Consider the following 24290-nt stretch of genomic DNA (forward strand, 5'->3'; position numbering starts at 1 on the left):
TGGGTCGTTAGCTCAGTTGGTAGAGCAGTTGACTTTTAATCAATTGGTCGCAGGTTCGAATCCTGCACGACCCACCACTCTTTAATAGAGCAAGGTGTGAAAAATAGCAGTACCACAGCAGTGGGTGATTAGCTCAGTTGGTAGAGCATCTCCTTTACACGGAGGGGGTCGGCGGTTCGAGCCCGTCATCACCCACCACTTCTACGGGTCGTTAGCTCAGTTGGTAGAGCAGTTGACTTTTAATCAATTGGTCGCAGGTTCGAATCCTGCACGACCCACCAATTCAGAGAAAAGCGCCTTTTGGCGCTTTTTTCGTTTCTGCCGTTCGACACCTCTTTTCTTCTTATCCAGCCACCACGCGCTGAGATACGAATGGTTATCATTTTGCCGGCTTGAATGGTAAATTAGCGGGCATCCACCACGCAGCCAATCCGCCGCCGGATTGATACGCCTTAGTTCAAGGAAAGAAAGAGCCCGCTCATGACCCTATCCTTACGCCAGCTGTTCATTGCATTTATCGCCACTTCCAGCCTGCTGCTCAGCGGCTGCGGCCCGGACGACAAGAGCGACGGGCAGAAACCGTCCGCCCCCGCTGCCGACAGCAGTTGGCCGCGCACCATCGACAGCGCCAAAGGGAAGTTCACGCTGGAAAAACCGCCGCTGCGCATCGTGTCCACCAGCGTCACCATCACCGGCACGCTGCTGGCGATCGACGCCCCGGTGGTCGCCAGCGCCGCCACCAGCCCAAATCCCCTGGTGGCCGATAAACAAGGCTTCTTTACCCAATGGAGCGAAGTGGCCAAACAGCGCCACGTCGAACGGCTGTATCAGGTGGAGCCCAATGCCGAAGCCGTCGCCGCCGCCGCGCCGGATTTGATCGTCGTCGCCGCAACCGGCGGGGATTCCGCGCTGAAGCTGTACGATCAGCTGTCCGCCATTGCGCCGACGTTAGTACTCGATTATGGCGACAAAAGCTGGCAACAGCTGGCCAGCGAGCTCGGTGAGATCACCGGTCACGAAGCCGGCGCCAAACTGGCGGAAGATCGTTTCGAACAGCGCGTGGAGCAAGTGAAGCAGGCGATCGCGCTGCCGCCGCAGCCGACCACCCCGCTGGTGTATGCCGACAACGGCCGCGAGGCCATGCTGTGGACGCCGGGGTCAGCCCAGGGCAAACTGCTGACCCAGCTCGGCTTCCAACTGGCCACCCCGCCGGAAAGCGCCAAAGGCAATGCCAGCATGGGTAAACGCCATGACATCATCCAGATCTCCGGCGAAAAAATGGCCGAGGGCCTGAACGGCAAGACGCTGATCCTGTTCGCCACCAACGAGCGTAAAGTGCAAGAGGTGCTGACCAACCCGTTCCTCAAACATCTGGAGCCGGTGGAACAGCGGCACGTCTACGCCGTCGGCAACGACACTTTCCGTCTCGATTACTACAGCGCCACCAACATGCTGAACCAAATCGAACGGCTGTTCAAAAAGCCCTGAACCACGCCGTCGGTGGGTCAGCCTCCTGCCGACGTTTGCCATAAACAGGGCAAACGTTCACATTCAATCAATTGAAATATCAATAGTTATTAACATCGTCAACGCACCTGCGCCACCAACCGGCGGGTGCATGCGGGCGTAAACTCGTGCTACTATTAGCGCCCGCATGAACGCAAATAACAATGAGAATAAAAATCATACAGGAGTTACCGGTGTGAACGTACCCACTCCGACTGAGCGGACGCTTTCGTCCGCACCGCACGCAGCTTACGCCAGTGGCTTCAAACGCATCGCCGGGTTCGGTATCGGCTTGGCGCTGTTGCTGCTGTGCATCATTGCCAGCCTGATGCTGGGTTCCAAAGCCATCCCCTTCCATACCGTCTGGCTCAGCCTGCAGGGCGCCGCGAGCGGTTCCGACAGCACCATCATTCTCAACGCCCGGGTACCGCGCACGCTGGCGGGCATCTTGGCCGGCATGGCGCTCGGCGCCGCCGGCGCGCTGATTCAGGCGTTGACGCGCAACCCGCTGGCCGATCCCGGCGTGCTCGGCATCAACGCCGGCGCCAGCTTCGCCGTGGTCATCGGCATCATGTTTTTCGGCGCGGCCACCACCGAAAGCTATATGGCCTACGCCTTCGTCGGCGCCGCCCTCACCACTCTGCTGGTCTACCTGATCGGCACGCTGGCGGGCGGGCGCATCAACCCGGTGCGGCTGACGCTGGCCGGCGTGGCGATCGGCGCGGTGTTGCTCGGCATCACCACCGGGCTGTCGCTGATCGATCCGCAAACCTTCGACCAACTGCGCTTCTGGCAGGCCGGCACGCTGGATATCCGCACGCTGTCCACGCTGCCGGTTACCGCCCCCGCCATTTTGCTCGGCTGCCTGCTGACGCTGCTCATCGCCCGGCCGCTGAATACCATCGGCATGGGGGAAGACCTGGCTATCGCGCTCGGCGCGCGCGTGGTGCTGACTCAGGTCGTCGCGGTGATCGCCATCACGCTGCTGTGCGGTGCGGCGACCGCCACCGTCGGCCCAATCAGTTTCATCGGCCTGATGGTGCCGCATATCGCCCGCTGGTGGGTCGGCCCCGACCAGCGCTGGATCCTGCCCTACTCCATGCTGCTGGCGCCGATTTTACTGCTGTGCGCCGACGTGGTCGGCCGTTTGCTGGCGGCCGGTGAGCTGCGGGTTTCCATCGTGGCGGCCTTCATCGGCGCGCCGGTGCTGATCTGGCTGGTGCGCCGCAAGAAAACGCTGGGGGGTCTGTGATGAGTCTGCCCCACACGTTGCATATCGGCCGCCCGGACGGCGTCATCAACTGGCGTATGCCGCTGCGCCTGCTGCTGGTCAATCTTTCGCTGCTGGCGTTGTGCCTGACGATGGCGGTTGCCGCGCTGTGCTACGGCACGCTGCAGCTTTCGCTGGAACAGGTCTTTGCCGCGCTCAGCGGCGAGGCGCCGAAAAATCTGGTCACCGTGGTCACCCAATGGCGCTTGCCGCGTATCGCCATGGCGCTGCTGTTAGGCGGCGCACTCGGCATGAGCGGCGCCATCTTCCAGTCGATTATCCGCAACCCGCTCGGCAGCCCGGACGTGATTGGCTTTAACATGGGGGCTTACACCGGCGCGCTGATCGCCATCACCCTGTTCAACGGCGGCTATTACTACATCGCCGGCGGTGCGCTGGCCGGCGGCATTCTCTCCGCACTGGCCATCTACCTGCTGGCCTGGCGCCAGGGCATCGCCGGCTTCCGGCTGATCATCGTCGGCATCGCCATCAGCGCGGTGCTGGTCTCCACCAATACCTGGCTGATCATCACCGCCTCGCTGGAGCGCGCCATGGACGCCGCCATGTGGCAGGCCGGTTCGCTCAACGGCATGACCTGGCAGAAAGCCCAGCCCGCCACGGCGTTCATCGTGTTGGCGGCCGCGGCCGCGCTGCTGATGGGCAAACGGCTGCAGCTGCTGGAAATGGGCGACGACACGGCGCGCGCACTGGGCGTGAACGCAGAAGGCAGCCGGCTGTGGCTGATGCTGTTCGGCGTCACCCTCACCGCCGCCGTCACCGCCACCGCCGGGCCGATTTCCTTTATCGCGCTGGCGGCGCCGCAGATCGCCCGCCGCCTGGCTGGACAATCCTCGGTCACCCTGACGTCCTCGGCGCTGATGGGCGCGACGCTGCTGCTCGGCGCCGACGTGGTGTCCCAACATCTTTTTGCGCCGATCCAACTGCCGGTCGGGGTCGTGACCGTCTGCATCGGCGGCCTGTACCTGATTTGGCTGCTCATCCGTGAGGCCCGCAGATAATGAAAAGTGATAACGCCATGAGCCACCGCCTGCACGCCTCGCACCTGAAGCTGGGCTACGACAATAAAATCATCGCTGACGATCTGAGCGTGGCGATCCCCGACGGCGCCTTCACGGTGATCGTCGGGCCGAACGCCTGCGGCAAATCGACGCTGCTGCGCGCCCTGTGCCGCCTGCTCAAACCCAGCGCCGGCGAGGTGATGCTGGACGGCAAGAACATCAGCAGCTTCGCCACCAAGGCGCTGGCGCGCGAGCTTGGGCTGCTGCCGCAAACTTCGATCGCACCGGACAGCATTACCGTGGCGGACCTGGTATCACGCGGCCGCTATCCGCACCAGAGCCTGCTGAAACAGTGGACGCAGGCCGACAAACAGGCGGTGGAAGCCGCCATGGCGGCCACCAACGTCAGCCAGTTGGCGGACCGCAGCGTCGACGAGCTGTCCGGCGGGCAGCGCCAACGCGTCTGGGTGGCGATGGCGTTGGCGCAGCAAACGCCGCTGCTGCTGCTGGATGAACCGACCACCTATCTGGACATCGCGCACCAAATCGAGCTGCTGGATCTGTTCCGCCAGCTCAACCGCGAGCACGGCCAAACCCTCATCGCGGTGCTGCACGATCTCAACCACGCCTGCCGCTATGCCGATCACATCATCGCCATGCGCGACGGCAAGATCGTGGCGGAGGGGAACCCGGCGGAAATCATCACCGCCGAGCTGGTGGAACGGGTGTTCGGCATGCCGTGCATGATCATCGACGATCCGCTGTCCCACACCCCGCTGGTGATCCCGCGCGGCCGCTACCACTGCGACGCGCCGCAGGCATGAAAAAGGCCGGGTTACCCCGGCCTTTTCGTTACTTCTCCAGCGACACCTGCTTGAAGATGTGTTTGCCGAACGGGTCTATCTCGTAGCCTTTCACTTCCTTGCGCACCGGTTCGAAGATGGTCGAGTGCGCGATCATCAGCGCCGGCATCTGATCGTGCATCATCACCTGCGCCTGCTGGTACATCGCCACCCGCTTGGCGTGATCGTTCTCCTCGCGCGCCTGCAGGATCAGCTGGTCGAACGGTTTGTAGCACCATTTCGCCGAGTTGGAGCCGCCGAGCGAAGCGCAGGTGAACAGCGGGCCGAAGAAGTTGTCCGGATCGCCGTTGGCGGTGGTCCAGCCCATCAGCGCCGTCTGGTGCTCGCCGTTTTTAATCCGCTGCAAATATTCGCCCCATTCGAAGGTGACGATTTTGGCGCGCACGCCGATCTTGGCCCAGTCGGCCTGGATCATCTCCGCCATGCGCTTGGCGTTGGGGTTATAGGGCCGCTGCACCGGCATCGCCCACAGATCGATGTCAAACCCCTGCCCCAGCCCGGCTTCCTGCAACAGCTGCTTCGCCCGCTCCGGCGAATACGGGTAGTCTTCAAGCTGCGCGTTGCTGCCCCACTGGGTCGGCGGCAGCAGGTTCTTGGCCGGCTGGCCGGCGCCGTGGAACACCGCCTCGATGATCGCCGGCTTGTTGACCGCCAGCGCCAACGCCTGGCGTACCTTGACGTTATCCAACGGTTTTTTCTGGGTATTAAACGCCAGGAAGCCGATATTCAAGCCGGATTTTTCCATCACCTGAAGGTTGCCGTCCTGCCGCATGCGCGCCAGATCCGCCGGGTTGGGGAACGGCATCACCTGGCACTCGTTCTTTTGCAGCTTGGCGTAACGCACCGTCGCATCCGGCGTGATCGAAAACACCAGCCGATCGATCTTCGGTTTGCCTTCCCAGTAGCGGTCGAACGCCTTGTAGAGGATTTTCGCGTCCTTCTGGTACTGCACCAGCTGGAACGGCCCGGTGCCTATCGGATCGTTGTCCACACGCTGCGGCGTACCGGCCTTCAGCATCGCGTCGGCATATTCCGCCGAAAAAATAGTGGCGAAGTACATGCCCAGATCGGCGACGAACGGCGCCTCGGCGCGGGAGAGCTCAAAGCGCACGGTGTGATCGTCCACCTTGACGATCCGGTCGATCAGCGTGCCGAACTCCATCGACTCGAAGTTGGTGTAGGCGCCGTTGGAGACCTTGTGATACGGGTTGTTGGCGTCCTTTTGTCGCATAAACGAGAAGATGACGTCATCGGCGTTGAAATCGCGGGTAGGCGTGAAATATTTATTGCTCTGGAATGCCACGCCCTTGCGCAGGTGGAAGGTATAGCGCTTGCCGTCCTCGCTCACTTCCCAGCTTTCCGCCAGGCTGGGTTGCAGCTCGACGGTACCGGGTTTGAAGTCCACCAGCCGGTTGTAGATCGCCGCCGAACTGGCGTCCACCGTGGTGCCGGAGGTGAACAGCTGCGGGTTGAAGCCTTCCGGCGAGCCTTCGGAACAGTAGACCAGCGTATTGGCCCGCGCGCCGCCGGCAATCGCCAACGCCAGCAGCCCGATCGTTATTGCTTTTCTTTTCATTGCGCTATCCCCAGTGGTGAAAAAACAGCCCAACGGATAGCAATAAATCATGCAGTTAGCGAAGTAAAGGACAAATTCCGCGCATAAAAACGGGCAGGCGCGCAAGCGGCCTGCCCCGGTGAAACCGCCCGATGATGATGAAATTAAATCATCTGGCTGAAGTTCATCTGCGCCATCAGCTTATAGTTGTCGGCGTAGTCGACCGGAATGGCCACCACCACCGGCCCCTGGATCGCCATCGCCTTGCGCAGCATCGGCCGCAGATCGTCCACCGACTGCACGGCGAAACCGACCGCGCCGCAGGATTCCGCGTAGGCCTTGAAATCAATCGGCCCGAACTCCACGCCGGATTTGCGCTGGTATTTGTTCACTTCCTGCATCTCCACCATGTTGTAGGCGTTATCGACCCAGATGACGTGCACAATGTTGTTTTTCAGCCGCACCGCAGTCTCCAGCTCCATGCTCGACTGCATGAACCCACCGTCGCCGGAGATAGACACCACTTTATCGCCGGGGCGCACCAGCGCCGCGCCGATGGCCCACGGCAGCGCCACCCCCATGGTTTGCTGGCCGTTGGAGATCAACAGCTGGCGGGCGCGGAAGCTGTATAAGTAGCGGGCGATCCAGATATGGAAACTGCCCATGTCCACGCACAGGGTTACATCGTCGCTGACGATGTCCTGCAGCTCCTTGACGATGCGCAGCGGATGGATCGGCATGCCGCCGCGGCGGGCGGCGCGTTCCGCCAGTTCAGTACGCTGGCGGCCGAGATCGGTGAGGATCAGCTCCACCTCCGGCGGCACACAGACCGCCTCAGTGAACGTTTCGGTCATCATGTTCAGCGTGGCGCTGATGTTGCCCACCAGCTCGACGTCCGGCCGATAGCAGGTATCGATATCCGCCGGCAGCACGTCGATGTGCACCAGTTTCAGCCGCCCGTGGCTGTTCCACATGCAGGGATCGTATTCGATCGGATCATAGCCGACGCTCACCACCAGGTCGGCCTTCTGCAACAGCTGATCGGCCGGCTGGTTGTTGAACAGGCCGACGCGGCCGGCGAAACGGGCGAAGTGGTTGACGTCGATCACCCCCGCCGCCTGATAGGTGCCGACCACCGGCATATGGGTGCGGTACAGCAGATGGCGCACCGCCTCGCTGTTCTCCGGCCGGCTGGCCTGCAGGCCGAGCAGCAATACCGGGCATTTGGCCTGGCGGATCAGTTTCACCGCCGCCTGAATGTCGTCCGCCGCGGCGGCCCCCATGCGCGGCAAGCGGCAGCCGGCCAGCACCGGCGCGCTGACCGGTTCATTGACGATATCCATCGGCAGGCTGACGAACGATGCCCCCGGCCGGCCGAACTCGGCGCGGCGAAAGGCGTTGGCGATCACTTCGGAAATCGCCGAACCGGCATGCACTTCGGCGCAATACTTGGTCACCGGCCGGAACATGCTGACGGTATCCATGCTCTGGTGCGTCTGCTTCAGGCTGTCGGCGCGCTTCACCGCCCCGCCGAAGGCCACCACCGCGTCCCCTTCCGAAGTGGCGGTGGCCAGCCCGGTGATCAGGTTGGAACTGCCCGGCCCGGAGGTGACCAGCGCCACCCCGGCCTTACCGGTCAAGCGGCCGACCGCCGCCGCCATAAAGGCCGCGTTGGCCTCATGCCGCACCACCACCGTTTCAATCGATGGCGCGTCCTCCAGCGAGTCGAACACCCGGTCGATCTTGGCGCCCGGAATGCCGAAAACGTGTTTGACGCCCTGCGCTTCCAGGTTTTTCACCACCAAATCGGCGCCGCATTGCCAGTCATTGCCTGTTTTTTCCTGTGCCATGGTTCCACCTCCTAAGAAAACGATCGCCGGGGTTAGCCCTCGGCGGAACGAATCGCGCGATCCAAATCCTCTGGGCAGAGGTTGGCGCGCAAGAAATCCGCATCATGCGGTAACTGAAGATTGAGACGCGTGATGACGCCGAACTGCAGACGGCCATGATCGAGCTGGTAGTCCAGCACGTGGCCGCCGCCGCTGCGGTCGTCGGTAACGAAGTGTTCGTGATAGCCGGCCACGCCGATGCCCTGCATGTAATCCGGCGAGCGGAAACCGACCAGCGTGCCGCGCCGCTGATGGAACGAGAAGGTCGGCTGCTCTTCTATCGCCTCCAGCATCGGGCGGTAGGGCCGCTCCTGGCGCGGCACGGTACGGGTTTCCACGTGGCTGAACTCGCCGTCGACCCGCACCGCGCAAAACAGGTTCGGTGAGGCGACCTGCTCGTCGATGCACTGGTGCAGCTGCGCCTTGGTGATTGGCCGGTCGAATTGCTGGCTGACGCTGGGCTGGAAAAAGGTGACGACGGCGAAGGGGGTTTTCTGCTGCAGGCCGGCCGGCCGGGCGCTGCCGTCGGCGCGCAGCTGGTGTATTTCCTGATCGAAGGCGATCAGTTCGCCGTCCAGGTGATTGAAGGTGCCAAGGCCGAAATCGCCGTGCTTGAGCAGCTCGGCAATGGTGGTCTCCCCCTCGTAAACCCCGTCGATGAGCGCGCTCATCAGCGAGATTTGATAGATTTCGCCCTCCCCGGCGTTGATCGACTGCCTGGCAAAACCCTGCGCCAAATGGCGCGCACAGGAACACCCGTGTTTTTCGTTCATGACTGACTCCTCCACCAGCGCGGGATCGCGGTTCCGCGCGTTCAAAAGACCCACCGACGGTGAGCCAAGATGTCCCCCAAGGCGCGTTCATCAGTTGGAACGATTCAGCCTAAGGCGACAAAAAAACCGGCACGGCTGGCCGGCCGATAACCAGGTATCAGATCAGAATGAGATAAAGTAAAGGCTTACTAATCATTGCGACTGAACCGGTTATCAAATTGAACGGTTAATCTGGTGTTGGAGCGACAATCAACTCCGCAGGCGGCTCGCGCAGCCTGGGAAAAACATCTGCTATTTAGTGCTAAGCGCCGCGAGGTTTATACGTTTTCTCTCTATACGGCCGGGATGGGACGGCCTTGAAGCCCGTCGTCAACCCGCAGCCAGAGTAGCCGCCGCGCCGTCGGCAGAGAAGCGGGTATTCATAAGAAACGCTTTTGCATATAATGCAAAAATGAATGACGCCCGCTATGTAGAACATCTGCCAATTTTTCTCGACGTGGCCCGCCTGGGCAGCTTTTCCGCCGCCGCGCGCCGGCTGGGCATGGTGCCCTCCTCGCTGGTGCGCCACATCGATGCCCTGGAAAGCGCGCTCGGCGCCGCGCTGTTCGTGCGCTCCACCCGTGGCCTGCTGCTAACCGACGCCGGCGAGCTGCTGCTGACGCGCGCCACCGCGCTGATGACGGACATTACCGGCCTTCGCGCTGAGCTGAGCGCGCTGAACGAAACGCCGCAGGGCACGCTGCGCATCAGCTGCCTGCCGACCTTCGGCAAAACCTATGTGCTGCCGCTGCTGCCGACGCTGGCGGAACGCTACCCGCAGCTGTCGGTCGACCTCGATCTGACCGAACGTCTGACCGATCCGACGCAGGAACGGCTCGACGCCGCCATCCGCATCGGCGAACAGAAGGACAGCGCGCTGTATGCCAGCCGCATCGCCACCCAACGCTGGGTGATGTGCGCCAGCCCCGCCTACGTCGCCCGCTATGGCCTGCCGGCCGATCTGGAGGCGCTGCCGCAGCATCGGCTGATCGCCCGCTACCACAAGCAGCAGCCGGCCTGCTGGGCGCAGATCCTCGACGCGGCGCTGATGAGCCGCTGCACCATGGCGCTGCGCTGCGACGACTTCACCGCGCAGCGCCAGGCCGCGCTGCTCGGGCTCGGCATCGCCTTTCTGCCCAACTGGGTGGTGGGGCCGGACGTGCAGCACGGGCAGCTGGTGCAAATGCTGGAAGATCCGCGCCATGAGCAGCAAGGCATCTATCTGCTGCGTCCGATGGCGAAGGTGTCCGCCCGGCTGGCGGCCTTCACCGCCCTGCTGCAGCAAACCATCGGTCAACCGCCCAGCTGGGGGTAAAGCGGCGTCACCCGGCCGTGCAAAGCCGGGTTGTCGCTCTCGTCCTTCAGCTCGATGCCGCTCAGCCGCCGCAGGAACGCCTGCTCAAGCAGCCAGGCCAGGCGGAACGCCGCCTGCGGATAATCCAACCCCTCGGGCCGCACGTTGGAGATACAGTTGCGCTCGGCGTCCGTTCTGCGCGCGTTCGGCCCCCAGGTCAAATAGACGCCCAGGCTGTCCGGCGACGACAGCCCCGGCCGTTCGCCGATCAGAACCGCCACCGCCCGGGCCTGCAGGCATTCGCCGATCTCATCCCCCAGCGCCACCCGCGCCTGATGCGCCAGCACCACCGGCGCAACGGTCAGCCCCAGCGAATCGAGATAGGGGCGCAGCGCCTGCAGCAGCGGCAGCGCCTGGCGGTGCACCGCCTTGGAGGAGAGGCCGTCCGCCACTATCAGCAGCAGATCGACGCGGCGCGATGGCGAACCGAGCAACAGGCTGCGGCTGTCCGACGCCAACCGCCGCCCCAGATCCGGTCGGCGCAGATAGGCGGCGCGGTCGGCGGCCTGGCTGTGCACCGCCAGCGTGGGCCAACCGGCATCGTGCAGATCCGCCGCCAGCCGTTCGCTGTCGAAAGGCTGATGCACCGCGTCGCGCGCCTGGGCGTGAGCCAGGCCGAAGCGCAGCAGTTCGTCGGTCGGCAGGCTGGCGCCGGTGCGCCCCAGCGCGATACGCGCATCGGTAAAGGCGCGCAGCGCGTCCCAGCTGTTGGCGTGAACCGGTTTGCTCATGTGCGTTCTCCCTGCAGCGCCAGCAACAGCGGATGATTGGCGGCGGCGTCGCGCAGCCGTCCGCGTTCGTCGGTAATGTTCATCTCCGCCAGCCAGGCGGCGAACTCCGGCGCGTGCTTCAGCCCCAGCAGTTCGCGGATATAGAGCGCGTCATGGAACGATGTGCTTTGGTAGTTGAGCATGATGTCGTCCGCGCCCGGCACGCCGATCAGGAACGTTAAACCGGCGGCGGCCAACAGCGTCAGCAGCGTGTCCATGTCGTCCTGATCGGCTTCGGCATGGTTGGTGTAGCAGACGTCGCAGCCCAGCGGCAGGCCGAGCAGCTTGCCGCAGAAGTGGTCCTCCAGCCCGGCGCGGATAATTTGCTTGCCGTCATACAGGTATTCGGGGCCGATAAACCCTACCACGGTGTTGATCAGCAGCGGCGAGAAATGGCGCGCCACCGCATAGGCGCGCGCCTCGCAAGTTTGCTGATCGACGCCGTGATGGGCGTTGGCCGACAGGCAGCTGCCCTGCCCGGTTTCGAAATACATCACGTTGTCGCCCAGTGTGCCGCGCCTGAGGCTCAGCGCCGCCTGCTGCGCTTCCGCCAGCAGCGCCAAACTGATGCCGAAGCCGCGATTGGCCGCTTCGGTACCGGCGATCGACTGAAACACCAGATCCACCGGCGCGCCGCGCTCTATCAGCCGCAGCGTGTTGGTCACGTGGGTCAGCACGCAGGATTGGGTGGGAATGGCGAAGCGCTGGATCACGTCGTCCAGCATGTAGTTGAGCTTTTCCAGCAGCGGCAGGCTGTCGCTGGCCGGATTGATGCCGACCACCGCATCGCCGCTGCCGTACAACAGGCCGTCCAGCATGCTGGCGGCGATGCCCTGCAGGCTGTCGGTCGGGTGATTGGGCTGCAGCCGCACGCTGAGGTGGCCCGGCAGGCCGATCGTATTGCGAAAGCGCGTCACCACCCGGCACTTCTTCGCCACCAGGATCAGATCCTGATTGCGCATGAGCTTGCTCACCGCCGCCGCCATCTCCGGCGTGATACCGGCCGCCACCTGCGCCAGCATGGCGCTGTCCGCCTGCTCGCTCAGCAACCAATCGCGAAAATCACCGACCGTGAGGTGCGAGATGGGCTCAAAGGCGGCGGCATCGTGGCCGTCGATAATCAGGCGCGTCACCTCGTCCTCTTCGTACGGCACCAGCGCCTGCTGCAGGAACGCCTTGAGCGGCAAGTCCGCCAGCGCAATGCGCGCCGCCATACGCTCTTCGGCGCTTTGCGCCGCCACCTCCGCCAGATAATCGCCGGAACGCGCCGGCGAAGCCTTCGCCATCAGCTGACGCAGATCGCCAAAGCGATAGCCGCGTTGGCCCACCGTTGCCTGATACATAGCCCCCTCCCTTGCCCCGAGTGACGAGATAACAGCCCTGCACCAAGTGTAGTCAGTGGGAAAAGAAAATTATTTTGCACGCGATCGCCGCCGTCGCGCTTTCCCCCATTTCACCCGCCGCCGCTTCGGGTTACAGTAGCCGCGAAAAAAGGAGGGGTGATGGATCCGCAACGGCAAATTATCGACTGGCTGCAACAAGATGACGCTCGCATGGCCGCCCTGCGCACCGCGCGCCGGCTCGGCCTGAATGACTGGTGCCTGGGCGCCGGCTTCGTACGCAATCTGGTGTGGGATCGGCGCCACGGCTACCTGGACGCCACGCCGCTCAACGATATCGACGTGATCCACTTCGATGCGGAGCGTGCGGACGCCGAGCGCGATCGCATGCTGGAGACGCGCCTGCACCAATGGCTGCCGCGGCCTTGGTCGGTCAAGAATCAGGCGCGCATGCACCTGCGCGGCGGGCGGGCGCCTTACCGCGACAGCGAAGAGGCCATCAGCTTTTGGACCGAAGTGGAAACGGCGATCGGCGCGCGCCTGAACGCCGACGACAGCATCACGCTGGTGGCCCCCTTCGGGCTCACGGCGCTGTTCGACGACACCATCACCTTCAACGTGAAAAACGGCGATCGCGCGGCCTATGCCCAGCGCGTGCTCAACAAAGGCTGGCTGCAGCGCTGGCCGCACCTGCGGCAGGTAAAGATTTAATCGCCGCTGCCGATACCCTGAACAGCGATAGCCAGACTCAGGGAGAGCACCCATGTCGACCACCATCACCATGATCGTACCGATCAAAAATACCGTTCCCGGCGTCAGCCACGTCTTCAGCGCCCGGGCCATCAGGGCGAATTGCTGATGGCCAAACCGGTCAACAACCAGCCGGAAGGCGGCAAGGCGAAGAAAAGCGAAGGCGCCAGCGGCAATGACGAACCGGAAAATCTCAACGAAAGCCGCGCCTCGACACGCATCAAGGCGCTGAACCGGCAGATTCAGGCTCTGCAGCAAAAGCTGGTGGAGCTGAAGGACTCCAGCGCCGATCCCAAAGAGATTGAGGAGCAAAAGCAGCTGATTGAAGCACAGATCAAGATGTTGCAGGCCGAGATCGCGCGCATCCAGAAAGAAGAAATGGAAAAGCAGCAGCAGGAGCAAATGGAAAAAGCCGCGGCGCAATCCGGCGACGGCGTAAACCGCCCGACGCCGCTCAACGCGGTGGACGTCTATATCTGAATCAATATTCGGCGTTTTCCTGCCGGCGCTGGTGCAGCAGCGCCGCCTGCTGACGCGCCACCTGCCAGATGGCCTCCGCCGCTGGCGTCAGCGAGCGGTTCTTGCGCCGCACCAGCATCAACGCGCGATTGATCTCCGGCACCAGCCGCCGTACCCGGAGCCGCCCCCCTTCCGGCAGCGGCAGCGCCAACGCCGGGAAGATACTGATGCCAATCCCTTCCGCCACCATCGGGAACAGCGTAGCCGGATGACCGATTTCCTGCACCACCTGCGCCTCGACGCCCTGCTGCCTCAGCGCGCTGTCGATCAACGGCCGGCTGCCCGACGCGTAATCCTGCAACACCAGGCGGCAGCCGTTTAACGCCGACCAACGCACCTCTTGACGCGCAGCAAACGGGTGATCGTCGCGGCACAGCAGCAGGAACGGTTCATGCAGCACCGCTTCGCACTCCAAATCCACCGCCTGCACCGGATCGACCACGATGCCGAAATCCACCTCGGCATTGCGCACGCTGTGCAGCACCTGCTGCTGCGCCTGATCGCGCAGCATGATGCGGATCTCCGGGTATTGGCGCTCGCCGGCGGCGATGCACTGCGGCATCAGATGGGCGGAAATGGTCTGGCTGGTCGCCACCCGCACCGTGCCGCTGCGCTGTACGCCAAAGCTGCGCGCATCCAGCAACGCGGCCTGCAGTTCGTCCAGCAGCCGTTCGACCCGGTTGGCCAGCCGCAGGCCGGCGTCGGTCAACACCACTTCACGCGTGGTGCGATCCAGCAGGCGCACGCCGACCTCCGCCTCCAACTCTTTCACGCTGTGGCTGACCGCCGATTGCGTCAGGCCGATCGCCTCACCGGCGCGGCTGAAGCTGCCGTGGCGGGCGACAGCGACGAACACCCGCAGCTGTTTGAGTGAGTAATTCATATGTTTTATTCATAGATGAATTAAATAAATCAATTTAATTATTATATACCCACGCGGGAGAATAGCCCCATCGATTTTCTACCCGAGCGCATCGCCATGAGATTCCTACCCGATCGTTTTACCCTGACGCTGATCGCCACCGTGCTGCTGGCTTCTTTCCTGCCGGCGCGCGGCGAGTTCGTCGGCTGGCTCAACGCCCTGACCATCGCCGCCATCGCCCTGCTGTTCTTCATGCACGGCGCCAAGCTGTCGCGCGAGGCCATCCTGGCCGGCAGCAATAACTGGCGGCTGCATCTGTGGGTGATGTTCAGCACCTTCATCATTTTTCCGGCGCTGGGGATGCTGTTCGCCTGGTGGGCGCCGATCGACGTCAGCCCCGAGCTGTACGCCGGTTTCATCTACCTGTGCATCCTGCCCGCCACCGTGCAGTCGGCCATCGCCTTCACCTCGCTGGCGGGCGGTAACGTGGCGGCGGCGGTGTGCAGCGCCTCCGCCTCCAGCCTGCTGGGGATCTTCGTATCGCCGCTGTTGGTCGGCCTGCTGATGAACGTGCACGGCGATACCGGCAGCCTGCGGCAGGTGGGCTCGATCGTGCTGCAGCTGCTGGTGCCGTTCGTCGCCGGCCACCTGCTGCGGCCGCTGATCGGCGGCTGGATCGAGCGCCATCGCCCGCTGATCGGCAAAACCGACCAGACCTCGATTCTGCTGGTGGTGTACGCCGCCTTCAGCGAGGCGGTCACGCACGGCATCTGGCATCAGGTGGGGATCGGTTCGCTGGCGTTTATCGTCGGCGGCAGCATCGTGCTGCTGGCGATCGTGCTGGTGGTGAACACCTACATGGCGCGCTGGCTCGGGTTCAGCAAGGCGGACGAGATCACCATCGTGTTCTGCGGTTCGAAGAAAAGCCTGGCGAACGGCATTCCGATGGCCAATATCCTGTTCCCGGCGGCGACGGTGGGGATCATGGTGCTGCCGCTGATGGTGTTCCATCAGGTGCAGCTGATGACCTGTGCGGTGCTGGCGAAAAGGTATCAGCGCAAGCAGCGGGCGCAACAGGCGGTGCCCAACGCCAACGCGCAGGCATCGCGCGGGTAAAAAAGACGGGCCGAGGCCCGTCAGTTCAGCTTTTCTTCAGCGGCTTGACCAGGTGGTCAAGCCCTTCGATTTTAATCGCCAGCGTCATCTCCATCAGCATGCCGAGCTTGCCTTTGGGGAATTCGCCCTTGCGGGCGAACCACAGCAGGTACTCTTCGGGCAGGTCGATCAGCACCCGCCCCTGGTACTTGCCGAACGGCATCACGGTATTGGCGATCTCCAGCAGGTTTTCCTTTTCCATCAGTCACCCAGCAGGCGGATCATTTCCGCTTCGTCGATCACGGCGATACCCAGCTCCTGCGCCTTCGCCAGCTTGGAGCCGGCCGCTTCGCCGGCGATCACCAAATCGGTTTTCTTCGACACGCTGCCGCTGACCTTGGCGCCCAGCGCCGTCAGGCGATCTTTGGCCTCGTCGCGCGACAGCTGGCTCAGCGAGCCGGTCAGTACCACGGTTTTGCCGGCGAACGGGCTGTCTATCTCTTCGGCGACCACCACCACCGGCGCCGGCCAGTGGATGCCGATCTCGGCGCCCACCAGCTCGTCGATCACCTGCTGATTGAGCGCTTCATCGAGGAAATTGCGGGTGTGTTTGGCCACCACTTCGCCGACGTCCGGCACCTCTTTCAGCGCCTCGATATCGGCGGCGAACAGCTTCTCGAGCGATCCGAAATGCGCCGCCAGGTTGGCGGCGGTCGCCTCGCCGACCTCGCGAATGCCCAGCGCATACAGGAAGCGAGCGAAGGTGGTCTGTTTGGATTTCTCCAGCGCATTGACCAGGTTCTGCGCCGATTTCGGCCCCATGCGATCCAGGCCGGTCAGAATGCCGGCGGACAGACGGAACAGATCGGCCGGGTTCTTCACGTACTCTTTGTCCACCAGCTGCTCGATGATCTTGTCGCCCATGCCTTCAACGTCCAGCGCGCGGCGGGAAACGAAGTGCTTCAACGCCTCTTTGCGCTGCGCGCCGCAGATAAGACCGCCGGTGCAACGCGCTACCGCCTCGCCTTCCACGCGCTCAACGTCGGAGCCGCACACCGGGCAGTGCAGCGGGAACACCACTTCGCGCGCATCCTGTGGCCGACGGTCTTCCAGCACCCCCACCACCTGCGGGATGACGTCGCCGGCGCGGCGCACGATCACCGTATCGCCGATGCGCAGCCCCAGACGCTCAATTTCATCGGCGTTGTGCAAGGTGGCGTTGCTGACGGTCACCCCGGCCACCAGCACCGGCTCAAGGCGCGCCACCGGCGTAATCGCGCCGGTGCGGCCAACCTGAAACTCCACTTCGCGCACCACGGTGATCTGCTCCTGCGCCGGGAATTTGAACGCCGTCGCCCAGCGCGGCGCACGCGCCACAAAGCCCAGCGTTTCCTGCAGATCGATATCGTCAATCTTGATCACCACGCCGTCGATGTCGAAACCGAGCTGCGCGCGGTCCTGCTCGACCTGGCGATAAAACGCCAGCACTTCCTCGCTGCCGGTGCGGCGTTGGGCGCGATCGCTGACCGGCAGACCCCAGGCCTTGAACTGCATCAGGCGCTCAAAATGGCTGCGCGGCAGCTCGCCGCCTTCCAGCAGGCCGACGCCGTAGCAGAAGAAGGTCAGCGGGCGTTTGGCGGTAATGCGCGGATCGAGCTGGCGCAGCGAACCGGCGGCGGCGTTGCGCGGGTTGGCGAACACCTTGCCGTCTTTGCGGCGGGCTTCTTCGTTCATCTGTTCAAAACCGGCCTGCGGCATGAACACTTCGCCGCGCACTTCCAGCCGGCGCGGAATGTTGTCGCCGGTCAGGCGCAGCGGGATGGCGCGGATGGTGCGAACGTTAGTGGTGATGTTCTCGCCGGTGGTGCCGTCGCCGCGCGTCGCCGCGCGCACCAGCTCACCGTCTTCGTACAGCAGGCTGACCGCCAGGCCGTCCAGCTTCAGCTCGCAGCAGAAGGTCAGCGGATCGCTGCTTTTGAGCCTATCCTGCACGCGCTTGTAAAACGCCAGGAAGCTTTCTTCGTCGAACACGTTGTCCAGCGACAGCATCGGCACTTCGTGACGCACCTGGTCGAACGCCGCCAGCGGCGCGGCGCCCACGCGCTGGGTCGGTGAATCGGCGGTGACCAACTCAGGATGCTCGCTCTCCAGTTCGCGCAGTTCGCGCATCAGGCGGTCATATTCCGCATCCGGCACTTCCGGCGCATCCAGCACATGATACTGGTATTCATGATGGCGCAGTGTGGCTCGTAGTTGATTGATTTGTTGGATTATCGATTCCATGGCTCACCATCAAAGATAAAAAACCCCCGGCTAGCGGGGGCTTTGTTGTTACGGATGTTCAGTGCGCGCGGCAACCCGGTCAGGCGTTGTTTTCCAACACTTCACGGATACGCGCTTTGTAGGTTTCCAGCTTCTGCGGCGTCATCATGCGGCGCTCGTCGTCCAGCACCACGCCGCCCACGTCGTCGGCGATGCGCTGTGCCGACTGCAGCATCAACTTGAAGTTCTGATTGGCGTCGCCGTAAGACGGCACCATCATGAACATCGACACGCCCGGTGTGGAAAAGTCGGACATCATGTCAGGATCGAACGACCCCGGCTTGACCATGTTCGCCAGGCTGAACAGCACCGGGCCGCTGCCGGCCGGGCTGATATGGCGGTGGAAGATGCCCATCTCGCCAAACTGGAAGCCCGCCTGCAACACGCTCTGCAGCAGCACTTCGCCGCCGATTACGCCGCCCTGATGGGCTGCGACGTGCAGCACCAGCACGGTCTCTTTCAGCTTGGCCTGAATGGGCGCAGCCGCCGGCTGTTGTGGCTGTGGCGCAGGCTCCTGCGCCGGCTTCACTTCCGGCGCTTGCTGCACAGGGGCCGGCTCGGCGTGGAATGCCGGTTCCGCCCCCTGCGGCGCCTCATGTTCATGCGGCAGATCGTCGACGCGCGGCTCACGGCGCGCGGCCGGTTGCGGTTGCTGCGGCTCGGCCTGTTCTTCGTCCGGCGCGTAGTTGTTCAGCAGGATGTCATCATACTCCGGCCGCTGAGACAGCGGAGGCGGCGTCTGATGAGCAGCCGGCTGAACGGCGCGGGGCGCAGGCGCCGGAGCGGGCTTCGGCGCGGCCACGGGTTCTTCGCGTGCGGCATCGAAATGGCCGAATGACGGCTCGTCTTGCGGGTGAGCGGCGCGTACGCGCACCTCACCGACGCCTTCTTCGAGATCGTCGATCGGGGTTTGTTCACGTTCCTTTTGGGAACGTTTGGCTGGGCGATCGCGGAAGAGCGCTGACCGTTCTTTGCGACTGGTCCACAGACCGTGCAATAACAGCGCTATTATGGCGATCGCGCCAACAACGATTAATATCAGACGCAAATCCTGCATCATTGCTATCTCTGTTGTTCCAATACATTGCCACCGCGGCAAACATTCACTCTTTAACTCTATTTGCCCGCGCACACAAGTGCAAGTCCGTGCTGAACTTTATGCCAATAAAGATGATTATACTGCCTTTTTCTGCTGGTTTTTCAGCCAACCCTACCCTAGCCAGTGGAAAATCATCCCTATATGATAATGATGCCTGTTCAGACAACGAGATAACTTAAGATATGTCCTATACGCAGCCCCCTGCCCGCTCAACCAGCGGCATTCACTATTTCGCCGAAGGTTGGCGCCTGATTTCGCGCCCGGGGATTAAACGCTATGTGGTCCTGCCGTTGCTGGTCAACGTGCTGCTGATGGGCTCCGCTTTCTGGTGGCTGTTCAGCCGGCTCGGCGACTGGATCCCGGCGATGATGAGCCACGTTCCCGACTGGCTGCAATGGTTGAGCTACCTGCTGTGGCCGCTGGCGGTCATTTCGGTGCTGCTGGTGTTCAGCTATCTGTTCAGCACCATCACCAATCTGATTGCGGCGCCGTTCTGCGGCCTGCTGGCCGAACAGCTCGAAGGCAGCCTGACCGGCAAACCGCTGCCGGACACCGGCCTGCTCGGCATCGCCAAAGATCTGCCGCGCATCATGGCGCGCGAATGGCGCAAGCTGATGTATTACCTGCCGCGCGCGCTGCTGCTGCTGGCGCTGTACTTCGTGCCCGGCATCGGCCAGACGGTGGCGCCGGTACTATGGTTCCTGTTCAGCGCCTGGATGCTGGCGATCCAGTATTGCGACTATCCGTTTGACAACCACAAGGTGAGCTTTGCCGACATGCGCCGCGCCTTACGCCAGCACAAAACCGACAACCTGCAGTTCGGCGCGCTGGTCAGCCTGTTCACCATGATCCCGATCCTCAACCTGGTGATCCTGCCGGTCGCCGTCTGCGGCGCCACCGCGATGTGGGTCGATCGCTACCGCTCGCAATTCGTCCGATAACCGCCGCTTTTTACCGCCGATAGCGCGGGAATTTTCGACAGGGCGCGCATTTCGCGCCCTTATCATTGTGCTTAAAACTTATTTCCTAATAACATATAGATATACCAATTCTTTACTTCCCTGCCGGTACTGTTAGCGTATGCTTTCGATGTTCCCCACATTTTCATAGAGTTAAAGGACGGGCTATGAGCAAGATATATGAAGACAACTCATTAACAATCGGCCATACGCCGCTGGTTCGTCTGAACCGTATCGGCAACGGACGCATTCTGGCCAAGGTTGAATCACGCAACCCGAGCTTCAGCGTCAAATGCCGCATCGGTGCCAATATGATTTGGGATGCGGAACAACGTGGTGTGCTGACCGCCGGTAAAGAGCTGGTGGAGCCGACCAGCGGCAACACCGGCATCGCGCTGGCCTTCGTGGCCGCCGCGCGCGGTTACAAGCTGACGCTGACCATGCCGGAAACCATGAGCATCGAGCGCCGCAAGCTGCTCAAGGCGCTCGGCGCCAATCTGGTGCTGACCGAAGGGGCGAAAGGCATGAAAGGCGCTATCGCCAAGGCCGAAGAGATCGTCGCCACCGATCCGAACCGTTACCTGATCCTGCAACAGTTCAGCAACCCGGCCAACCCGGCCATCCATGAAAAAACCACCGGCCCGGAAATCTGGGAAGACACCGACGGTGAAGTCGACGTGTTCATCTCCGGCGTCGGCACCGGCGGCACGCTGACCGGCGTCAGCCGCTACATCAAGAACACTAAAGGCAAGGCCATCACTACCGTGGCGGTCGAGCCGACCGACTCGCCGGTCATCAGCCAGGCGCTGGCCGGTGAAGAGCTGAAACCGGGCCCGCACAAGATCCAGGGCATCGGCGCCGGCTTCATTCCAGGCAACCTCGATCTGGACCTGGTGGATCGCGTCGAGAAGGTCTCCAACGACGAAGCCATCAGCATGGCGCGTCGCCTGATGGACGAAGAAGGCATCCTGGCGGGCATCTCCTCCGGCGCAGCGGTCGTGGCGGCGGTGAAACTGGCCGAAGAACCGGCGTTCGCCGACAAGACCATCGTGGTGATCCTGCCCTCTTCCGGCGAACGTTATCTGAGCACCGCGCTGTTTGCCGATCTGTTCACCGAGCAGGAATTGCAGCAGTAATTCCACCACTGCACAAATCGCTAAAAAAGCACCCTGCGGGGTGCTTTTTTGTGGACTGGATCAAACTTTATAGCAGTCCAAGATTGCTTTTGCCCGTCGGCTTTAGTATTTAACGGTGCATTATTTCGATGCGCAAAATTAATCACCCCCCGAGCCCGGTCAAGGCTGAATCGATTTACTCATCTGTCGCCGACGCGTCGAATCGGGCATAATGGGGAGCGGATTGGAACGACGTCTAAAGCCGAGTTTTTTGATCTGAAGTGCCTAACGCGTCGTTTTCTGTTGCATCAACGTTCGCCCCTGTCCATAGTCAGGCGCTATAACCAGACAAGCTAAAGTCAGGCCCCTGGGCTAAACTTTAGCTCCACAACATTAATCCAATAAGTTGGGGAAACATCAATGTTCCAGCAAGAAGTTACTATTACCGCTCCGAATGGTCTGCATACTCGCCCTGCCGCTCAGTTCGTTAAAGAAGCCAAAGGCTTCACGTCTGACATCACCGTGACCTCCAACGGCAAAAGCGCCAGCGCTAAAAGCCTGTTCAAACTGCAAACTCTGGGGCTGACTCAAGGGACAGTAGTGACCATCTCCGCTGAAGGTGAAGACGAGCAGAAAGCCGTTGAGCACTTGGTAAAACTGATGGCAGAGCTTGAGTAATCGGCCCGTCTTTTTAGTTAACACCAGTCAAGAGTAAGGTAGGGTTATGATTTCAGGCATTTTAGTATCACCGGGCATCGCTTTTGGTAAGGCTCTCTTGCTGAAAGAAGACGACATTGTCATCAACCGGAAAAAAATCTCTGCTGATCAAGTAGAGCAGGAAGTCTCGCGTTTTCTGGCCGGCCGCGCGAAAGCGTCCGAACAGCTGGAAGCGATCAAGACCAAAGCTGGCGAAACCTTCGGCGAAGAGAAGGAAGCTATCTTCGAAGGCCACATCATGTTGCTGGAAGACGAAGAGCTTGAGCAGGAAATCATAGCCCTAATCAAAGACGATCTGGCCTCCGCAGACGCCGCCGCCTACACCGTGATCGAAGGTCAGGCGAAAGCGCTGGAAGAGCTGGACGACGAATACCTGAAAGAGCGCGCCGCCGACGTGCGCGACATCGGTAAGCGCCTGCTGCAGAACATCCTGGGCATGCCGATCGTCGATCTGGGCTCCATTCAGGACGAAGTGATCCTGGTGGCCACCGATCTGACCCCGTCAGAGACCGCGCAGCTGAACCTGGACAAAGTGCTGGGCTTCATTACCGATCTCGGCGGCCGGACTTCCCACACCTCTATCATGGCGCGCTCCCTGGAGCTGCCGGCGATCGTCGGTACCAGCGACGTGACCAAGCAGGTGAAAAACGACGACTACCTGATTCTGGATGCGGTTAACAACAAAATTTACGTTAACCCGACCGCTGACGTTATCGATCAGCTGAAAGCCGCCCAGAACCAATACATCACCGAGAAAAACGATCTGGCCAAGCTGAAGGACCTGCCGGCGATTACGCTGGACGGCCATCAGGTTGAAGTCTGCGCCAACATCGGCACCGTGCGCGACGTCGCGGGTGCAGAGCGCAACGGCGCGGAAGGCGTCGGTCTGTATCGTACCGAGTTCCTGTTCATGGACCGCGACTCGCTGCCGACCGAAGACGAGCAGTTCCAGGCTTATAAAGCCGTGGCGGAAGCCATGGGCTCGCAGGCCGTGATCGTCCGTACCATGGACATCGGCGGCGACAAAGACCTGCCGTACATGAACCTGCCGAAGGAAGAGAACCCGTTCCTCGGCTGGCGCGCCATCCGCATCGCGATGGACCGCCGTGAAATCCTGCACGCCCAGCTGCGCGCCATCCTGCGCGCCTCGGCGTTCGGCAAACTGCGCATCATGTTCCCGATGATCATCTCCGTGGAAGAAGTGCGCGATCTGAAAGGCGAAATCGAGACGCTGAAAGCGCAGCTGCGCGAAGAAGGCAAGGCGTTTGACGAGAGCATCGAAGTGGGCGTGATGGTGGAAACACCGGCTGCGGCGGTCATTGCTCACCACCTGGCGAAAGAAGTCGACTTCTTTAGTATTGGGACAAACGATCTAACCCAGTATACTCTGGCGGTAGATCGCGGCAACGAGCTGATTTCTCATCTCTATAACCCGATGTCCCCATCAGTGCTTGGCCTGATCAAACAGGTTATTGATGCATCTCACGCGGAAGGCAAGTGGACCGGCATGTGCGGCGAACTGGCTGGCGATGAGCGTGCTACACTGTTGTTATTGGGCATGGGGCTGGATGAGTTCAGCATGAGTGCGATTTCAATCCCGCGCATCAAGAAAATTATTCGTAACACGAATTTCGAAGATGTGAAGGCGTTGGCAGCGCAGGCCTTGGCACAGCCAACGGCACAAGACCTGATGAATTGCGTCAATAAATTCATCGAAGAAAAAACGCTCTGCTAAACTTCCACGACACTGGAACGCCGCCCAATTTAATGCTTAGGAGAAGATCATGGGTTTGTTCGATAAACTGAAATCTCTGGTTTCTGATGACAAGAAAGACACGGGCACTATCGAGATCGTCGCTCCCCTTTCTGGCGAAATCGTCAATATCGAAGATGTGCCGGACGTAGTGTTCGCTGAAAAAATCGTTGGCGACGGTATCGCCATCAAACCGGCCGGCAACAAAATGGTTGCTCCGGTTGACGGCACCATCGGTAAGATTTTCGAAACCAACCATGCATTCTCTATCGAATCCGACAGCGGCATTGAGCTGTTCGTCCACTTCGGCATCGATACCGTAGAACTGAAAGGCGAAGGCTTCAAACGCATCGCCGAAGAAGGCCAGCGCGTCAAGAAAGGTGACGTGGTTATCGAGTTCAACCTGCCTCTGCTGGAAGAGAAAGCCAAGTCTACCCTGACGCCGGTCGTTATCTCCAACATGGACGAGATCAAAGAGCTGATCAAACTGTCCGGCAGCGTGACCGTTGGCGAAACCCCGATCATCCGCATCAAGAAGTAATCGCGAATGAGCAAGAAAAACGGCGCCCTCGGCGTAATGCCGATCAGTTAAGGATCACTTGAACGATCCTGTCGCTGTGTAAGAATCCGTAATCTCTCTGAGATTACGGATTTTTTTATGTTGCTGAGTCAGGCTCTTGATACCGTTCTTAAATTCTCCCCCAAAGAATTCGCTGCGCTT

At 61.6% G+C, this 24290-nt stretch carries 21 protein-coding genes, 3 tRNA genes and 1 pseudogene; 16 read left to right on the forward strand and 9 right to left on the reverse strand.

Annotated elements, in window-relative coordinates; translation table 11 throughout:
- Position 1: 1 nt before the first annotated feature.
- From AC4PR2_RS24690 to AC4PR2_RS24720, 7 genes are all read left to right on the forward strand, one after another.
- Positions 2-77 (forward strand) — tRNA-Lys (locus AC4PR2_RS24690).
- A gap of 45 nt (positions 78-122) precedes the next feature.
- Positions 123-198: transfer RNA gene (locus AC4PR2_RS24695), tRNA-Val, on the forward strand.
- Positions 199-205: 7 nt separating this feature from the next.
- Positions 206-281, forward strand: a tRNA-Lys gene (locus AC4PR2_RS24700).
- A gap of 199 nt (positions 282-480) precedes the next feature.
- A complete protein-coding gene (fepB, locus tag AC4PR2_RS24705; RefSeq protein WP_197803782.1) occupies positions 481-1488 on the forward strand; it encodes a Fe2+-enterobactin ABC transporter substrate-binding protein in 1008 nt (335 codons plus the stop codon).
- Between the two features lie 214 nt (positions 1489-1702).
- A complete protein-coding gene (gene fepD / locus AC4PR2_RS24710) occupies positions 1703-2758 on the forward strand; it encodes a Fe(3+)-siderophore ABC transporter permease (RefSeq protein ID WP_060419872.1) in 1056 nt (351 codons plus the stop codon).
- Entirely contained in the window at positions 2758-3795 is a 1038-nt protein-coding gene (gene fepG, locus AC4PR2_RS24715; RefSeq protein ID WP_330112964.1) for an iron-enterobactin ABC transporter permease, read from the forward strand. Before fepD ends, fepG begins: the two co-directional genes overlap by 1 nt.
- A gap of 17 nt (positions 3796-3812) precedes the next feature.
- Positions 3813-4619 (forward strand): ABC transporter ATP-binding protein, encoded by an 807-nt coding sequence (locus AC4PR2_RS24720; protein WP_049272132.1) that lies wholly within the window; start codon positions 3813-3815, stop codon positions 4617-4619.
- Between the two features lie 28 nt (positions 4620-4647).
- Here AC4PR2_RS24720 and AC4PR2_RS24725 read toward each other — a convergent pair whose 3' ends face one another.
- The 3 genes from AC4PR2_RS24725 to budA form a co-directional block, all read right to left on the reverse strand.
- Complete coding sequence (locus AC4PR2_RS24725; protein WP_070915233.1) at positions 4648-6234, reverse strand: ABC transporter substrate-binding protein; 1587 nt, start codon at positions 6232-6234, stop codon at positions 4648-4650.
- Between the two features lie 143 nt (positions 6235-6377).
- Entirely contained in the window at positions 6378-8063 is a 1686-nt protein-coding gene (gene alsS / locus AC4PR2_RS24730) for an acetolactate synthase AlsS (protein WP_033635442.1), read from the reverse strand.
- 32 nt (positions 8064-8095) lie between these two features.
- Positions 8096-8875, reverse strand: a complete 780-nt coding sequence (gene budA, locus AC4PR2_RS24735; RefSeq protein ID WP_033643951.1) for an acetolactate decarboxylase — start codon at positions 8873-8875, stop codon at positions 8096-8098.
- Positions 8876-9326: 451 nt separating this feature from the next.
- On the opposite strand from budA, the gene AC4PR2_RS24740 reads away from it, so the two are divergent.
- On the forward strand, positions 9327-10229 hold the full coding sequence (locus AC4PR2_RS24740; protein WP_060439281.1) for a LysR family transcriptional regulator: 903 nt from the start codon (positions 9327-9329) through the stop codon (positions 10227-10229).
- On the opposite strand, the gene eutC is transcribed toward AC4PR2_RS24740, so the two are convergent.
- Together eutC and AC4PR2_RS24750 are read right to left on the reverse strand one after the other, a co-directional pair.
- Positions 10208-10999 carry an ethanolamine ammonia-lyase subunit EutC gene (gene eutC / locus AC4PR2_RS24745; RefSeq protein WP_084827315.1) on the reverse strand — a complete coding sequence of 264 codons (792 nt, stop codon included), beginning with the start codon at positions 10997-10999 and terminating at the stop codon, positions 10208-10210. The genes AC4PR2_RS24740 and eutC overlap by 22 nt on opposite strands.
- A complete protein-coding gene (locus AC4PR2_RS24750) occupies positions 10996-12381 on the reverse strand; it encodes an ethanolamine ammonia-lyase subunit EutB (protein WP_187322649.1) in 1386 nt (461 codons plus the stop codon). The genes eutC and AC4PR2_RS24750 overlap by 4 nt, the downstream gene beginning before the upstream one ends.
- Positions 12382-12540: 159 nt before the next feature.
- Here AC4PR2_RS24750 and AC4PR2_RS24755 point away from each other — a divergent pair, with 159 nt between their 5' ends.
- Positions 12541-13089 (forward strand): nucleotidyltransferase family protein, encoded by a 549-nt coding sequence (locus AC4PR2_RS24755; RefSeq protein WP_060419854.1) that lies wholly within the window; start codon positions 12541-12543, stop codon positions 13087-13089.
- A 52-nt stretch (positions 13090-13141) separates the two neighbouring features.
- A pseudogene (locus tag AC4PR2_RS24760) lies at positions 13142-13608 on the forward strand (FlxA-like family protein).
- 1 nt (position 13609) lies between these two features.
- Here the strand turns inward: AC4PR2_RS24760 and AC4PR2_RS24765 are convergent.
- Positions 13610-14530: a LysR family transcriptional regulator gene (locus AC4PR2_RS24765; protein ID WP_060419848.1), complete on the reverse strand. Its 921-nt coding sequence runs from the start codon at positions 14528-14530 to the stop codon at positions 13610-13612.
- A 96-nt stretch (positions 14531-14626) separates the two neighbouring features.
- On the opposite strand from AC4PR2_RS24765, the gene AC4PR2_RS24770 reads away from it, so the two are divergent.
- Positions 14627-15625: a bile acid:sodium symporter family protein gene (locus AC4PR2_RS24770; RefSeq protein WP_049198403.1), complete on the forward strand. Its 999-nt coding sequence runs from the start codon at positions 14627-14629 to the stop codon at positions 15623-15625.
- Positions 15626-15650: 25 nt separating this feature from the next.
- On the opposite strand, the gene AC4PR2_RS24775 is transcribed toward AC4PR2_RS24770, so the two are convergent.
- The 3 genes from AC4PR2_RS24775 to zipA all read right to left on the reverse strand — a co-directional run bounded on the left by AC4PR2_RS24775 (position 15651) and on the right by zipA (position 18986).
- Positions 15651-15866, reverse strand: a complete 216-nt coding sequence (locus tag AC4PR2_RS24775) for a DUF3820 family protein (RefSeq protein WP_004936441.1) — start codon at positions 15864-15866, stop codon at positions 15651-15653.
- The gene (gene ligA, locus AC4PR2_RS24780; protein WP_169318658.1) at positions 15866-17887 is read right to left on the reverse strand and encodes an NAD-dependent DNA ligase LigA; all 2022 of its coding nucleotides are present in this window, start codon (positions 17885-17887) and stop codon (positions 15866-15868) included. Before ligA ends, AC4PR2_RS24775 begins: the two co-directional genes overlap by 1 nt.
- Positions 17888-17966: 79 nt before the next feature.
- Positions 17967-18986, reverse strand: coding sequence for a cell division protein ZipA (zipA, locus tag AC4PR2_RS24785; RefSeq protein ID WP_492175594.1), 1020 nt, complete (start codon positions 18984-18986; stop codon positions 17967-17969).
- A 221-nt stretch (positions 18987-19207) separates the two neighbouring features.
- Here zipA and cysZ point away from each other — a divergent pair, with 221 nt between their 5' ends.
- The 5 genes from cysZ (at position 19208) to crr (ending at position 24110) form a co-directional block, all read left to right on the forward strand.
- A complete protein-coding gene (gene cysZ, locus AC4PR2_RS24790) occupies positions 19208-19966 on the forward strand; it encodes a sulfate transporter CysZ (protein WP_049198406.1) in 759 nt (252 codons plus the stop codon).
- Positions 19967-20151: 185 nt separating this feature from the next.
- Entirely contained in the window at positions 20152-21120 is a 969-nt protein-coding gene (gene cysK / locus AC4PR2_RS24795; RefSeq protein ID WP_038881303.1) for a cysteine synthase A, read from the forward strand.
- 399 nt (positions 21121-21519) lie between these two features.
- Positions 21520-21777 (forward strand): phosphocarrier protein Hpr, encoded by a 258-nt coding sequence (gene ptsH / locus AC4PR2_RS24800; RefSeq protein WP_004936458.1) that lies wholly within the window; start codon positions 21520-21522, stop codon positions 21775-21777.
- Between the two features lie 46 nt (positions 21778-21823).
- Positions 21824-23551 (forward strand): phosphoenolpyruvate-protein phosphotransferase PtsI, encoded by a 1728-nt coding sequence (gene ptsI, locus AC4PR2_RS24805; protein WP_015378671.1) that lies wholly within the window; start codon positions 21824-21826, stop codon positions 23549-23551.
- 49 nt (positions 23552-23600) lie between these two features.
- Positions 23601-24110, forward strand: coding sequence for a PTS glucose transporter subunit IIA (gene crr, locus AC4PR2_RS24810; RefSeq protein ID WP_004936467.1), 510 nt, complete (start codon positions 23601-23603; stop codon positions 24108-24110).
- Positions 24111-24290: the final 180 nt, after the last annotated feature.

The sequence above is a fragment of the Serratia sp. A07 genome (genome assembly GCF_058725505.1).